A 14617-nucleotide genomic window follows, 5' to 3' on the forward strand; every position below is an offset into this window, starting at 1 on the left:
GTCAGCGGCGGCGGCACGCTGTCACTCGGGTTGCCGCTCGCATGGTGATCAGCGTCATCGAGACCAGCTCGTCATAGCCGATCAGCGGGATGATATCCATGACGAGACTTCGGGCGCGCATGCGACGGGGACGGACGCCGCAGCTCGACATGGCCGGCCGCGGCGCCCAGCGCGATCAAATCAGATCCGTGCTTCCAGGATCAGGTTGAACGGCGTTTCCGCAGCGCGGCGGAAGCGCGACAAGCCGCCTTCGGCTGCGACCTTGCGTAGCCTTGCCTCGCCGGCTTGCGCGCCGAGTGCGAGGCCCACCTCCTGGTCGAGCGAGGCCGGTGTGCAGATCATGGTCGATGCCGCGTAATAGACGCGCCCGACCGGGTTGAGATTGTCTTCGAGGCGGTCGCCCGCGAATGGCTCGACCAGCATGCAGGTGCCGTCCTTCGCCATGGTCTGGCGCACATGGCTGATGGCGCCGACGGGATCGCCCATGTCGTGCAGGCAGTCGAAGAAGCAGACGAGATCGTAGCCCTCGGCCGGATAAGTCTTGGCCGAGTGAACCGCGAAGCTGACGCGATCGCCGAGCCTGGCCTCGGCGGCCGCCTTGCGCGCCGCCTCGATCGAACCCTCGTGATAGTCGAAGCCATAGAAGCGGGAGTTTGGAAAGGCCTCCGCCATCAGCCGTGTCGAGACGCCATGTCCGCAGCCGACATCGGCGACCTTGGCGCCGCGCTTCAGCTTGTCCACGACGCCGTCAAGCGCGGGCAGCCATTCCTGCACCAGGTGATGCATGTAGCCGGTGCGGAAGAAGCGGGCGGTGCCGCAGAACAGGCACTCGCTGCGCCGGTTCCAGCCGACGCCCTTGCCGGACTTGAAGGCGTCGGTGACCTTCGGCTCGTCGAGAAAGGCTGCGGCAATGACGTTGCCGACCGCGCCAAGGAACACCGGGCTGTCCTGGTCAGCGAGCGCCATCGCCTGCTCCGGCAGCATGGAGAACTTTCCCGAGCCGGCATCGTATTCGACGTAGCCGGATGCCGCCTGGCTCGCCAGCCATTCGCGGACATAGCGCTCCGCCGTTCCGGTGGCCTTTGCAAGTTCGGCCGAGTTGTCCCTTGGCGGCAAGAGCGCGATAGAGGCCGAGCTTGTCGCCCAGGAGGACCAGCGATGCGTTCATCGCCGCCCCGACCTCGGTAATCATCTTGCCCATAAAGGCATTCAACTTGTCGGAATTGACCTCCATGACAGCCTCCATCGAATGTCGGGCATTTTCAAAGGTCTGCGCAATCGCGCGTGATCGGACGGCATCGGGCTTTCGCGGTCAAAGCCGCGGCTTCAGCTTGCGCGTCCCTTTCAGTGGGTCAATCCGGCACGCAGGAGGTTCAAAGCGTCGGGTCTGGAACCCGATGGCGTGATCAGCGGCATCGCATCACTGGCATTCGCACCTTGGCGGGCGTATATTTTGCGCACCATTCTGACGGTTACCTCGATGCCCGGCTTTACTCGTACCTGCGGTCTTACTGCTCTTCTCGCACTGCTCTGCCTTGGCGGCGGACCTGCTCATGCCCAGGTCGCGCCTGTGCAGTATTGGATTCCGGGCGGGGCTTTCGGCTATGGCGGCAGCACTGAGAGCTACAGCAATGGCTATGATTTCCGTCCCGGCTTTTTCGTCGGAAGCCAGAGCGGCAATCTCGGCCTGAGCGGTTTCACCCAGGCTGGATCTTCAGGCAATTTCAGCGCGCTCTCCTTCGACAGCACGCAGTTCGGCTACAACATGAAGACCGCGGGCGGCTCGCTCGTGACCTTCTTTGCCGGCTTCGACACGCTGAAATACGGTAACGGCATCGGCAGCTCGGTTGCACCGCTGACCTCCGCCGCCGGTCCCGGCTACGGCGGATTTGCGGGCGTCGAATTCAAGCCGACGTCCAATCTCAGCCTGTCGTTCGGCGCCGGGTTCACCCAGCGCGACTCCGGCCTCATGGACAGCGATATCAGGTCGAACATGCTGCCGGGCGAGTCGCCGGCGCTGGGCCAGCTGCGACGCTGAAGCGCGATGACGATTCAACCCGATCTCATCGCGCTTTAGCGGCTGAACTTCGCCACCAGCTCGACATGCGGCGTGTGGCGGAACTGATCGACCGGGACGACATTCTCGATCTTGTAACCGCCATCGATCAGCAGCCGCGCGTCACGGGCGAAGGTCGCGACATTGCAGGACACTGCGATCACCACGGGCACCTTGCTCGCCGCGAGTTTCAGCGCCTGTGCCTGTGCGCCCTGGCGCGGCGGATCGAATATCACGGCATCGAAATCGCGCAGCTCCGGTGGCACCAGCGGACGGCGGAACAGGTCACGCGGCTCGCACTTGATCGGCTTCAGTCCCGGCGTGCGCGCCGCCTTCGCGAGCGCGGCGATCGCGCCGGCGTCGCTGTCATAGGCGGTGACGCGGGCTTTCTCGGCGAGCCTGAGCGCAAACGGACCGACGCCGCAGAAGAGGTCGAGAACCTCCTTCGCCTTGCCGACGCGCTCGGCGACGAGTGAAGCAAGCGTCTCTTCACCGGCCACGGTTGCCTGCAGGAACGAGCCCGGCGGCAGCGTCACCTCGGCGCGGCCCATCCGCACCGTTGGCGGCAGGCGTTGCAGCACCAATTCGCCATGCCGCGTCAGCCGCGCCAGACCATGCTGCTCGGCGACGCGCGACAGCGCGGTGACCAGCCGCGTCGGCAGCGGGCCGGAGCCGCGCACGTCGACATCGAGGCCGTTGATGGTGGCGGTCACCTGGATGTCGAGCGGTTTGGTCACCGGCATTTTCGACGTCAGCGGCTCGGCAATGGCCCAGGCGGCATCGAGCGCGCCTTCCAGCGCGGGATCGAGGATCGGACAGCGGTCGATCGGGATCACGTCGTGCGAGCTCGTCGCGGAAAAGCCGACCTTGAGCACGTCATGCGTGCCGAACCTTCCGTGCAGCGTGACGCGCCTTCGCCCGGCACCATGCGCATCGACCAGCGGGGCCACCTCGCAAGGAACGCCGGCCTGCGCCAGCGTCTCGACCACGATGTTGCGTTTCCAGGCCTGGTAGGGCTCCGCCGCCCAATGCTGGATCGCACAGCCGCCGCAGACGCCGAAATGCGGGCAGAACGGTTCGATGCGCTCGGGGCTGGCGATATCGACCGCCAGCAGCTTGCGACGGTCGGGATGATGGCCCGCAACGTGATCGACCTCGACGCTCTCGCCGCCAAGCGTGTAGGGCACATAGATCGCATCGCCTGTCGTGAGTGAAACGCCGTCGCCGCGATGGCCGACATGATCGATCATGACACGTTCAACCACGGCGCGCGCCCAGGAAGAATTCGATATTGCCGTCACCGCCTGATATCGAGGAGGGAAACACCTCGATCTCGGTGCAGCCGAGCGAGGCGGCAAAGGCCGCGATGTCGTCGCAGATCTCTTGATGCACGGCGGCGTCGCGGATGATGCCTTTCTTGTTGTGCTTCCTGTCAGCCTCGAATTGCGGCTTGATCAGCGCCAGCAGGCTCATCGGCGCGGCCGCCAGCGACAGCGCAACGGGAAGTACGGTCTTCAGCGAAATGAAGCTGACGTCGATGACGACGACATCGGGCCGCGCCGGCAGCCGCTTGCCCTCATAGGCGCGGATGTCGGTCTCCTCCATCGACACGATTTTGGGATGCCCGCGCAGCGAGGCGTGCAACTGACTGGTGCCGACATCGACGGCGAACACCAGGCTCGCGCCGTTCGCCAGCAGCACCTCCGTAAAACCGCCGGTGGAGGCGCCGACGTCGAGGCAGACATGATCCTCGATCTCGATTCTGTAGCGCTCCAGCGCGCCGGCGAGCTTGACGCCGCCGCGCGAGACGTAGGGATGCGCCGGCTCGGCCTGGATCACGGCGTCCTCGGCGATCGTCTCCGAGGGTTTTTCGACCTGCTTGTCGTTGGCCGTGACGAGCCCGGCCTCGATTGCCGCGCGCGCCCGCGCCCGGCTCTCGAACAGGCCGCGCTCGACCAGCAGAACATCCGCGCGTTTGCGGGCAGGGGACATCGATCTCTCCAGCGATTGATCGCTATGTAGCGATCAATCGCGCGGCCGCCATCCGGACGCAAGCCTCGAACGCGGCCAGATCATGCCAGACGTCAACAGGCATTTGCGCCGGCGTCCCCAGCGGGCAGCCATGCAGCTCCAGCGCATGGATCATCATCAGGTTATCGACGAGACCAAAATCCTCGACGGTCAGCCCCTGCGCATCGACCAGCCGTCCGTCCTCAGGGGTGACGGCCATGAAGCGACTGAGGCGGTCGGCATAGGTGGCGGGATCGTTGCAGTAAGCGAGGCAAAACTTGCGGCGGCCGGCCATGTAGCCGAGTTCGTAGACGGTGCCGGGGTCGGCGCCGGCACCGCGGAACGGCGTCAGGTTTGCGATGACGGCGTCGGCCTCGTCCATCATCGCCTCATTGCTGCAAAAGATCCGCCGGGAGGCGTCTGAAGTGGTGAGGTCGATGGCGTTGTCGAGGGGATAGAGACCGGTAAGACCGTGGGCGGTGCAGATCGCGGCTTTGCGGCGGCCGATCTCAACCGCATCCGGCAGGAACACGTCGGGACCTGCCAGATAGATTTTCATGGAAATAGAACCAGGGAAATTTGGGTCGAGATGCGAGCCGCAGTCTGCTCCCTCCCCCGCCTGCGGGGGAGGGGTGGGGAGAGGGTGTCTCCGCAACGGATAGTCTCCCAGAGGATAGAACCCTCACCCGGCGCTTCGCGCCGACCTCTCCCGCAAGCGGGAGAGGTGATAAGCCTCAAGCCAGCTTGACCGTCTCGGCCTTCACATCCTTGCCGAGCGCTTCGAACACCTTGGCGACGATGCCCTTGGCGTCGAGGCCGGCGCGGGCGTACATCGCGGCCGGGGTATCGTGGTCCTGGAATACGTCGGGCAGCACCATCGTGCGGAACTTGACCATGCCGGTGTCGAGCACGCCCTGATCGGTCAGGAACTGCGCGACATGCGAGCCGAAGCCGCCGACAGAGCCCTCCTCGATCGTGATCAGCACGTCGTGGTCGCGGGCGAGCTTCAGCACCAGCTCGGTGTCGAGCGGCTTCATGAAGCGCGCATCGGCGATCGAGGTGGAGAGGCCATGGGCGGCGAGCTCGTCGGCCGCCTTCTCGCATTCGGCCAGACGCGTGCCGAACGAGAGCAGGGCGATCTTGCTGCCTTGGCGGATCATGCGGCCCTTGCCGATCTCGAGCGGAATGCCGACCTCGGGCATCTCGATGCCGCGGCCTTCGCCGCGCGGATAACGCAGCGAGCTCGGACGGTCGTTGATCGCGACCTGGGTCGCCACCATGTGCACGAGCTCGGCTTCGTCGGCCGCAGCCATGATCACCATGTTGGGCAGACAGCCGAGATAGGCGTTGTCGAACGAGCCGGCATGGGTCGCGCCGTCGGCGCCGACGAGGCCGGCGCGGTCGATGGCGAAGCGCACGGGCAGGTTCTGGATCGCGACGTCATGGACGATCTGGTCGTAGCCGCGCTGCAGGAAGGTCGAGTAGATCGCGCAGAACGGCTTGTAGCCCTCGGTCGCGAGACCGGCGGCGAAGGTCACCGCGTGCTGCTCGGCAATACCGACGTCGAAGGTGCGGTCCGGGAACGCCTTGTTGAAGATGTCGACGCCGGTGCCCGACGGCATCGCCGCGGTGATGGCGACGATCTTGTCGTCCTTCTGCGCTTCCTTGACGAGGCTCTGGCCGAACACGTTCTGGTAGGCCGGCGCATTCGGCTTGGCCTTGGCCTGGGTGCCGGTGGCGACGTCGAACTTGACGACGGCGTGGTACTTGTCGGCGGACGCTTCCGCCGGGCCGTATCCCTTGCCCTTTTGCGTCACGACATGGACCAGGATCGGGCCGGTCTCCATGTCGCGGACGTTCTTCAGCACGGGCAGGAGATGGTCGAGATTATGGCCGTCGATCGGGCCGACGTAATAGAAGCCGAGCTCCTCGAACAGCGTGCCGCCGTCCATCATGAAGCCGCGGGAATATTCCTCGACGCGGTTGGCGCGGTTGGCGAGGATCTTGGGCAGGCGCTTGTTGATCTGCTTGGCCGCATCGCGCAGCGTGCGATAGGTCTTGCCGGAGTAGAGGCGCGACAGATAGGCGCTCATGGCGCCGACCGGCGGCGCGATCGACATGTCGTTGTCGTTGAGGATCACGATCAGGCGCGAATTCATGGCGCCGGCATTGTTCATGGCCTCATAGGCCATGCCCGCCGACATCGCACCGTCACCGATCACGGCGATAACGTTGTTCTTGCCGCCGGAGAGATCGCGCGCGACGGCCATGCCGAGACCGGCCGAGATCGAGGTCGAGGAATGCGCGGCGCCGAACGGGTCGTAATCGCTCTCGCTGCGCTTGGTGAAGCCGGACAGGCCGCCGCCGGTGCGAAGCGTGCGGATGCGGTCGCGGCGACCGGTGAGGATCTTGTGCGGATAGGCCTGATGGCCGACGTCCCAGATCAGCCGGTCACGCGGCGTGTCGAAGACGTAGTGGATCGCGGTGGTGAGCTCGACCACGCCGAGGCCAGCGCCGAAGTGACCGCCGGTCACCGAGACGGCATCGATCGTTTCCTGCCGCAGCTCGTCGGCGACCTGGCGAACCTGCTCGACCTTGAGTTTGCGCAGGTCTTCCGGCGTCCGGATGGTGTCGAGAAGCGGCGTTTTACTGTATGCGTTCACGGCGATTTCCAATTTGTCAGCGCCGGAAGGTCATTCCGGTGCGCGATGGGTTTGCACAATATCGGCGCAGCGCGAGTCCTTAAACCGTCGGAGCCACCTGCATGGGGCAAGGCCCCGTCTTCAAGCTTAGGTGAGCCTAAGTGCGCTCCGGTTCAGTCTCTGTGATCCCTGTCACGTAGATCGGCTTCGTCCGTCCCAGCCAATTTCATTAGCGATTTGAGGCACTTGACATCGAAAATCGGTCCCCACGTCAAGGCTAACAAAAAGCCACACTCCGCGCAGCTTTACACCAAAGCTTGGGCCAAAGCCAACCCACAGGGCCGATCACGGGTATGCAGGTGCAACCGGCGGGCCAATTTGGTTAATCGGGGCGCCGGAGGGAAGGTTCCAATTCTGCCCGGTTCCTTGGCCGGATTCTTTGCGGAAAGACAGCCTTTTCGGCGGAATTCGCGGGATGGAGAACGCCGAGGCGGGAACTCTCCGGCCTTAGCGTTCCCTTCGCCGGCCAAGACGGGGCGTGCGATCTTGAAAAATTGCAGGCGGCTGATGCGCGAGGCGGGTGGCTGCGGGCCTTACTGCACGTCCAGGGGCGCCGTGCCGGCGGCCTGGCCACTGGCGTCGGTGGTGATCTTGTCGACGCGCGCCTCGGCCTGGCGCAACAGCTCCTCGCAGCGCCGCTTCAGGGCTTCGCCGCGTTCGTAGATCGTGACGGATTCCTCGAGCGGCACCTTGCCGTCCTCGAGCCGCTTCACGATCGTTTCGAGTTCCTCGATCGCGCGCTCGAAGGTGAGCCTGGAGACGTCGACTTGGGTATTTTCGGCCATATCCGTTTCCGATTGCCCGATTCGCTGCGCTTGCAAAACAGCAGAGTTTTGCGGGCTTAATGTGGCGGGTATCTCAAGCGCCCATCAGGGCGCCGACATGCGCCGTAACAGATTCTTTCAGTCCTTGCAGGTCGTAGCCGCCTTCAAGCACAGAGACAACGCGTCCCCCGGCGGACTTGTCGGCGAGGTCCATCAGCTTGCGCGTCACCCAGGCATAATCCTCCGCGCGCAAGTTCAGCGAGGCCAGCGGATCGCGGTAGTGCGCATCGAAGCCCGCGGAGATGATGAGGAGCTCGGGGCTGAATTTCTCCAGCCGCGGCAGGATCAGATTCTCGAACGCGCTGCGGAATTCGGGGCCGCCGTCTTCCGAGGCGAGCGGCGCGTTGACGATGGTGTCGTGATCGCCGCGCTCGCCCTTGGCGCCGGTGCCCGGAAACAGCGGCATCTGGTGGGTCGAGCAGTACATCACTGATGGATCCGACCAGAAGATGTCCTGGGTGCCGTTGCCGTGATGCACGTCGAAATCGACGATGGCGGCGCGCTTGATGCCGTATTTGCGCTGCGCATGGCGCGCGGCGATGGCGACATTGTCGAAGAAGCAGAAGCCCATCGGCTTGCCGATCTCGGCGTGGTGGCCGGGCGGGCGCACCGCGACGAAGGCGTTGCGGTGCTCGCCGTTCATCACAGCCTCGGTCGCCGCCACTGCGCCGCCGACGCCGCGCATCACCGCTTCCCAGGTACCCGGGGACATCGAGGTGTCGCCGTCGAGATAGATCTGGCCGCTGGTCGGCGCGACGTGGCGCAGCTCGGTGACGTAGTGCTCGTTGTGGCAGAGCGTGACGAGATCGAGATCGCCCTCCGGCGCCTGATCGCGCGCCAGGAACTGGAAGCGCTCGACCGACAGCGCTTCCTCCACCGCACGCAGGCGATCCGGGCGCTCGGGGTGTCCCGGTGGCGTGACATGGTCGAGGCAGGCCTTGTGGGAAAGAAGAAGCGTGCTCATCAGGTCGGCCTCACGGGGAACGAACTCTCGACGTCGCTTGACGCATCCGGCGCCAAAACGCAATGCAAAACCCAATCTAGGCGTTCCGTAGCGAATGGCAAAGGCCCGACCCGTTCCGCCCCCTTTGATCCAGATCAATTGACGCGCAGGATGCGGGTGGCCGGCAACGGGCCGATCGGACCATGCGCCTTAAAGAAGGCAAACAGCGCGTCGGAATCGTAGCCGCCATATTGCGGCGAGGTGCCCTGCTTGGCGACGGTAAAACCGTCGCCGCCGACCGCCAGATAGTCGTTAAGGGTCACGCGATAGAAGCTGGCCGGCTCGATCGGCTTGCCGTTGAGCGTCATCTTGTCGGCCATGATGCGCTCGCCGAATGGCTTTGACGCGTCCCAGCTGTAGCTGAACCCGATCGAGACCTGGAGGATTCGCGGCCGCTTCGGATCGAGCCATTGCTGCTCCAGCATATCCTTGAGCTGACTGCCCGTGAGCGTCATGGTGACGAGGCGGTTGCGGAACGGCTGGCTTGCGAACAGGTCGCCATAGGACACCGCGCCGTTGTCCTTGGGGACGAGATCCGTGCGGATGCCGCCGGGATTGGTCAGCGCGATGACAGCGCTGCCGTCCTTGGCATCCTTCGTCGCGGCGAGCTGGGCATCGGCGATGACGTCACCGAGTGCGCTTTCACCGGCTTCGTTCGGAACGCGCGACAGCGTCTGCGTCACCGATCCGGCCGGCCGGTTGGCGATCGGCGCCGAGAGCTTGTCATAGGCGTCGATCAGCGCGGTTTGCTCCGGATCCCTGGCCAGCGAGGCGTTGGCGACGATGACGTTCTCGGCTTTGGCGCCGACGATGTCGCGGGTTGCAGGATCGAGCTTGAGGTCGATCGCGGTCACCAGCGTGCCGTATTTGTCGCCGCTGGTGACGAGCCGCCCATCGATATCGCAGACATAGGCGCGGTGCGTGTGGCCGCTGACGATGACGTCGACGGCCGGGTCGAACTTCTTGACGATGTCGACGATGGGCCCGGTAATGCCAGGGCATTCGTTGTAGTCGCCTGCGGGCTCACCGCCCTGGTGGATCAGCACCACGATCGCCTCGACCCCCTTCGCCTTCAGCTGCGGCACCAGTGCGTTCACCGTCTCGGCCTCATCGCGAAATTCCAGTCCCGCAATGCCCTTGGGCGAGACGATGCCGGCGGTCTCCTTCAGGGTCAGCCCGATGAAGGCGACCGGAATCCCATCGAACTCGCGGATCTCGTAAGGCGGCAGCACGCTCTTGCCGGTCGCGGTCTCTACCGTGGACGCCGCGAGATAGTGGAATTTGGCGCCGGTGAAAGCATGCGGCCCCTGGCAGCCGTCTTCGGGATGGCAGCCGCCATTCTGCATCCTGAGCAGCTCGGTCTTGCCTTCGTCGAATTCGTGGTTGCCGACCGAGGTGATCGCAAGCCCCATCATCGAAAGCGATTCGACCGAGGGCTCGTCGTGAAACATCGCCGACAGGAACGGGCTCGCCCCGATCAGATCGCCGGCGGCGACGAAGATGGTGTTCTTGTGCCCCTCGCTCAGCTGCTTCACCAGCGTCGCCATGTATTCGGCACCGCCGGCGGCCACCATCACCTTCCTGGTCTTGTCTTCGGGGTCATTGATGCGGATGCCGCCCGGCGGCGAACGGAGGTTGCCGTGGAAATCGTTGATCGCGAGAATCCGCAGCTCGACCGGCGCTGCGGTCTGCGCCGCGGCGGAGAGGGGGAGAAGCGCGAGCGAAAGCGTGGCAAGGATGGATTGGTATCGCATGGAACAAGATTAATCGCTCGGCGCCAAGATTTCACGAAAGTTCTCGCTGTCATCCCGGGGCGCGCGGAGCGCGAGCCCGGAATCCATCGGGCGGCAGACAGTCCTACTTCCTCTTCTTCCTGTTCGCGAACGCATTGAACGCGGCAATCGCATCGTTGGACTTCAACCGCTCGCCGAACAGATGGGCCTCCTGGTCGATGCGGCGGGTCAGTTCTTCCGGCGGGGCGCGCAGCAGCTTGCGCGAGATTGCGACCGCATCGGCCGGAAGCCGGCAGATGTCGCGCGCCACCTTGCGGGCTTCGACCTCGGTATGTCCCGGCGACACCACGGTGTTGACGAAGCCGGCGGCATGGGCCTCGGCGGCCGTGAAGCTGCGGCCCATCACCAGCATGGCGAAGGCGCGCTGGTAACCCATGGTGCTGGGCATCAGGAGGCTGGCGGCACCGACCGGAACGAGCCCGAGATTGATGTAGGGCGCCGAGAAGGTCGCGGCGTTCGAGGCGAGCACATAGTCGCAGTGAAACAGCATCACGGTGCCTATGCCGATCGAGGCACCGTCCACGGCTGCGATGATCGGCTTGACGTTGAGCGCCAGCGAGTAGAGGAATTTGGCGCCGTCCGACAACGTCTCCGGACGGGCCGCGTCGGCATGCATGAAGTCGTCGATATCGTCGCCGGCGGTGAACACGCCGGAGCCGCCGGTGATGATCATGCAGCGGATATCGGGATTATTCTGTGCGGTGTCGATCGCCCGGCTCATCTCGCGATACATGTGCTGCGTGATCGCGTTCTTCTTGCCGGGACGGCGCAGGGTGATGACGCGTGTGCCGCGGTCGTCCGTGACGATGATATTGCCGTTCGGCATGAGCACTCCCTGCGCTCGCCGCGGCGCCTGCCGCTGGCGAGTCTTGCACAGCTCAGCCTACATGATCCCGCAGGCGTGCCAATCCTGTGGCTCAATCAATTCGGCAGTGATGCCGTTAAAATGGTTGCATGACACCCGCCCGATGGCGTCGGGGGAACGACCCAGCAGCGCGATTTGCGCATTGCAACAATCGGCTACATCTTTCATTTGAAAAACCGGTGGTTGTGCGTCACGATCAGCCGTTCGTTCCATCAGACCGATATTTGACGATGATCGCCGCAACGGAGGTTGACGAGTCCTCGCTGCGCTACCGCGGCTGGCGCGTGGTGCTGGCCTGTTTCCTGATGGCCTTCTTCATGTTCGGCTTTGGCCTCTACGGCCAGGGCGTCTATCTCGCCGAGCTCCAGCGCGCCCATGGCTGGCCGGGCACGCTGGTATCCTCGGCCAGCACCTTCTCGTTCCTGCTGAGCGCCGTCCTCGTGATCTTTACCGATGATCTGCTCGTCCGCATCGGGTTGCGCGCGCTGATCCTGTGCGGGCTTGCGGCGCTTGGCGCATCGACCGCGCTGCTGGGATTGATGCAATTGCCCTGGCAGCTCTATCTAGCCTATGCCCTGATGTCGATCGGCTGGACCGGAATGGGCTCGGTGGTGATCGCCACCGTGCTGAACGCCTGGTTCGAGCGACGGCGCGGGCTCGCGCTCAGCCTCGCCTTCAACGGCGCCACCTGCGGCGGCATCATCCTCGTTCCCGTTCTGTTGGCGCTGAGCACCAGCATCGGCTTCCGTTGGGCCATGCTGGCGGCGACCATCGTGATGGTGGCGCTGGTCTTGCCGGTGGTCGTCGTCTTCACCGGCTGGCCGGCCGCCGCGTCGCTGCATGCAGCGGGACCAGTTTCCAGCGGCGGCAACGCCGCGCGCCATTCGCGCCGGGCGCTGCTCGCCGTTGCATCATTCTGGACCATGGTGCTGCCGATCGCGATCGCGCTGCTGGCGCAGATGGGATTCATCATTCACCAGGTGACGTTTCTCGAACCATTGATCGGCCGCGCCAGTGCGGGCCTCGCGGTCACCATCATGGCCGCGATGGCGGTGATCGGGCGACTCACGCTCGGCCTGTTCGTCGACCGGCTCGATCCGCGGCTTGCCTGCGCGGCGTCGATGATGAGCCAGGCGGCGGCCTTGCTCGTGCTCCTGCACAGCCAGAGCCCGATCGTGCTGCTGTTGTGCTGCGCCGTCTACGGCTTCTCGATCGGCAACATGATCACCTTTCCGCCCTTGATCATCCAGCGCGAGATCGGCAGTGCGGCGTTCGCGGCCGCGATGGGGCTGGGTACGTCGATCAGCGGCATCGTCAGCGCCTTCGGTCCCGGCATCGTCGGCCTCGTGCGCAGCGCGAGCGGCGACTACACCATTGCGTTTGCGATGTGCGTGGCGCTCGACGTGATCGCGGCCGGCATCGTGCTGTGGCGGCCGGGAAAGAGGGCGGAGGTCGCTGCCCGTAGGGTGGATTAGCGAAGCGTAATCCACCTCTTCTGTTCACGCGGCGGCACAAGCGGTGGGTTACGCCTACGGCTAACCCACCCTACGCACCGACGCTCGCGGCAAGCAGCTTACCCCAACAGCACCGCATCCGCCGCCGCGACCGAGTCCGCGCTCTCCGTCACGGTGCGCTCGAGCGCGCCCGCCTGCACGGTGATGTTCTCGGCGAAGAAACGCGCGAGCGAGACGTAGCGCGCCGCCTCGGTGTTGCCGTCGGCCTTCGCCGCGAGCGCCTCGGAGGCGAGCAGGCAGCCGCCGAGCGTTGAGCCGAACTGCTGCAGATAGGGCGTCGCGCCGGCGAGCGCCTCGTTCGGCGCCGACGTGACGCGTTCGAGCAGCCACTTGCTGCTGCGCCTCAAGGCCTCCAGCGCCTCGCGCAGCTTTACGCCGGTGGTGCCGAAGGCGGGATCGTTGGAGGCCTCGACCTGTTTGACCGTGGCAGAGAGCTCGTCGATCAGCGCCCACACCGCCGCGCCGCCATTGGCGGCAAGCTTGCGCGTCACGAGGTCGATCGCCTGGATGCCGTTGGTGCCTTCATAGATCGTGGTGATGCGGGCATCGCGATAATGCTGCGCGGCGCCGGTCTCCTCGATGAAGCCCATGCCGCCATGGATCTGCACGCCGAGATAGGCAACCTCGTTGCCGATATCGGTGGAATAACCCTTTGCCATCGGCGTCAGCAGCGCCGCGCGTGCGGCCGCATCGGCGCGGACCTTCGGATCCCTGGCGCGCATGGAGACGTCGAGCGCGACCGCTGTCGCATAGCAGATCGTGCGCGCGGCCGCGGTCTGCGCCCGCATCCGCATCAGCATGCGCTTGACGTCGGGGTGCACGAAGATCGCATCCGATCCGTCGCCCTTCTTGCCGACGGCGCGGCCCTGCTTGCGCTCCTGCGCATAGGCGAGCGCCTGCTGATAGGCGCGATCGGCGATGCCGACGCCTTCCAGGCCGACGCCGAGACGGGCCTGGTTCATCATCGTGAACATGCAGCGCATGCCCTGGTTCTCTTCGCCGATCAAAAATCCGATGGCGCCGCCATGGTCGCCCATGGTCATGGTGCAGGTGGGGGAGGCGTGCATGCCGAGCTTGTGCTCGACGCCCGAGGCAAAGATGTCATTGCGTGCGCCGAGCGAGCCGTCTTCATTGACCATGAATTTCGGCACCAGGAACAGCGAGATGCCCTTGGTGCCCGCGGGGGCATCGGGCAGGCGCGCCAGCACGAAATGCACGATGTTGTCGGTCATGTCGTGCTCGCCATAGGTGATGAAGATCTTCGTCCCCTTGATGCGATAGGTGCCGTCGGCCTGCTTTTCGGCACGGGTGCGCAGCGCACCGACGTCGGAGCCCGCCTGCGCCTCGGTCAGCTGCATCGTGCCGGTCCATTCGCCGGTGACGAGCTTCTCCAGATAGATTTTCTTCAGCTCCTCGCTGCCATGCGCCTCCAGCGCCTCGATCGCCGAGGCCGTCAGCAGCGGGCAGAGGCCGAAGGCAATATTCGACGCGCTCCAGATCTCGGTGCAGGCGGCGTTGATCGCCAGCGGCAGGCCCTGGCCACCAAAGTCCTCGGAGCCCGAGACCGCGTTCCAGCCGCCGTCGATCCAGCGCTTGTAGGCGTCCGGCCAGCCCGGCGCCGTCGTCACCTTGCCGGCATCGAGCTTGATGCCATGCTCGTCGCCGACCTTGTTCAGCGGCGCCAGCACGTCGGTTGCGAATTTGCCGGCCTCTTCCAGCACGGCAGCGGCAATGTCGGCGTCGAAATCGCCGTAATGGCCGGCCTCCACGGCGGCCTTGAGGCCGGCGCCATGGTTGAGCGACAGCAGCATGTCAGAAATCGGCGCGCGGTAGGTCATGGCAAACTCCCC

At 65.0% G+C, this 14617-nt stretch carries 11 protein-coding genes and 1 pseudogene; 2 read left to right on the forward strand and 10 right to left on the reverse strand.

Going from position 1 to position 14617, the window contains the following annotated elements; genetic code table 11:
* Window positions 1–180: 180 nt before the first annotated feature.
* Window positions 181–1234: pseudogene (locus tag XH80_RS29970) on the reverse strand (class I SAM-dependent methyltransferase).
* Window positions 1235–1480: 246 nt separating this feature from the next.
* Between XH80_RS29970 and XH80_RS29975 the strand changes: the two are divergent.
* Entirely contained in the window at window positions 1481–2038 is a 558-nt protein-coding gene (locus tag XH80_RS29975) for a hypothetical protein (protein ID WP_271601956.1), read from the forward strand.
* Between the two features lie 35 nt (window positions 2039–2073).
* On the opposite strand, the gene XH80_RS29980 is transcribed toward XH80_RS29975, so the two are convergent.
* From XH80_RS29980 to XH80_RS30015, 8 genes are all read right to left on the reverse strand, one after another.
* Complete coding sequence (locus XH80_RS29980; protein WP_271601694.1) at window positions 2074–3321, reverse strand: class I SAM-dependent RNA methyltransferase; 1248 nt, start codon at window positions 3319–3321, stop codon at window positions 2074–2076.
* Window positions 3314–4048 (reverse strand): TlyA family RNA methyltransferase, encoded by a 735-nt coding sequence (locus XH80_RS29985; RefSeq protein WP_220000643.1) that lies wholly within the window; start codon window positions 4046–4048, stop codon window positions 3314–3316. The genes XH80_RS29980 and XH80_RS29985 overlap by 8 nt, the downstream gene beginning before the upstream one ends.
* A 22-nt stretch (window positions 4049–4070) precedes the next feature.
* Window positions 4071–4625 (reverse strand): nucleoside 2-deoxyribosyltransferase, encoded by a 555-nt coding sequence (locus tag XH80_RS29990; RefSeq protein ID WP_271601695.1) that lies wholly within the window; start codon window positions 4623–4625, stop codon window positions 4071–4073.
* A 175-nt stretch (window positions 4626–4800) separates the two neighbouring features.
* A complete protein-coding gene (gene dxs / locus XH80_RS29995; RefSeq protein WP_271601696.1) occupies window positions 4801–6729 on the reverse strand; it encodes a 1-deoxy-D-xylulose-5-phosphate synthase in 1929 nt (642 codons plus the stop codon).
* Window positions 6730–7301: 572 nt separating this feature from the next.
* Window positions 7302–7553: an exodeoxyribonuclease VII small subunit gene (locus XH80_RS30000; RefSeq protein ID WP_014497196.1), complete on the reverse strand. Its 252-nt coding sequence runs from the start codon at window positions 7551–7553 to the stop codon at window positions 7302–7304.
* Between the two features lie 73 nt (window positions 7554–7626).
* A complete protein-coding gene (locus XH80_RS30005) occupies window positions 7627–8556 on the reverse strand; it encodes a histone deacetylase family protein (RefSeq protein WP_220000646.1) in 930 nt (309 codons plus the stop codon).
* A gap of 134 nt (window positions 8557–8690) precedes the next feature.
* The gene (locus XH80_RS30010; RefSeq protein ID WP_271601697.1) at window positions 8691–10349 is read right to left on the reverse strand and encodes a bifunctional metallophosphatase/5'-nucleotidase; all 1659 of its coding nucleotides are present in this window, start codon (window positions 10347–10349) and stop codon (window positions 8691–8693) included.
* Window positions 10350–10452: 103 nt separating this feature from the next.
* Complete coding sequence (locus XH80_RS30015) at window positions 10453–11214, reverse strand: enoyl-CoA hydratase-related protein (protein WP_271601698.1); 762 nt, start codon at window positions 11212–11214, stop codon at window positions 10453–10455.
* A 269-nt stretch (window positions 11215–11483) separates the two neighbouring features.
* Here XH80_RS30015 and XH80_RS30020 point away from each other — a divergent pair, with 269 nt between their 5' ends.
* Complete coding sequence (locus tag XH80_RS30020) at window positions 11484–12728, forward strand: MFS transporter (protein WP_271601699.1); 1245 nt, start codon at window positions 11484–11486, stop codon at window positions 12726–12728.
* Window positions 12729–12826: 98 nt separating this feature from the next.
* On the opposite strand, the gene XH80_RS30025 is transcribed toward XH80_RS30020, so the two are convergent.
* Window positions 12827–14605 (reverse strand): acyl-CoA dehydrogenase, encoded by a 1779-nt coding sequence (locus XH80_RS30025; protein WP_271601700.1) that lies wholly within the window; start codon window positions 14603–14605, stop codon window positions 12827–12829.
* Between the last annotated feature and the right edge of the window lie 12 nt (window positions 14606–14617).

It is taken from the genome of Bradyrhizobium sp. CCBAU 45384, assembly GCF_028128665.1.
In the GTDB taxonomy this organism is placed as follows: Bacteria; Pseudomonadota; Alphaproteobacteria; order Rhizobiales; family Xanthobacteraceae; genus Bradyrhizobium; species Bradyrhizobium manausense.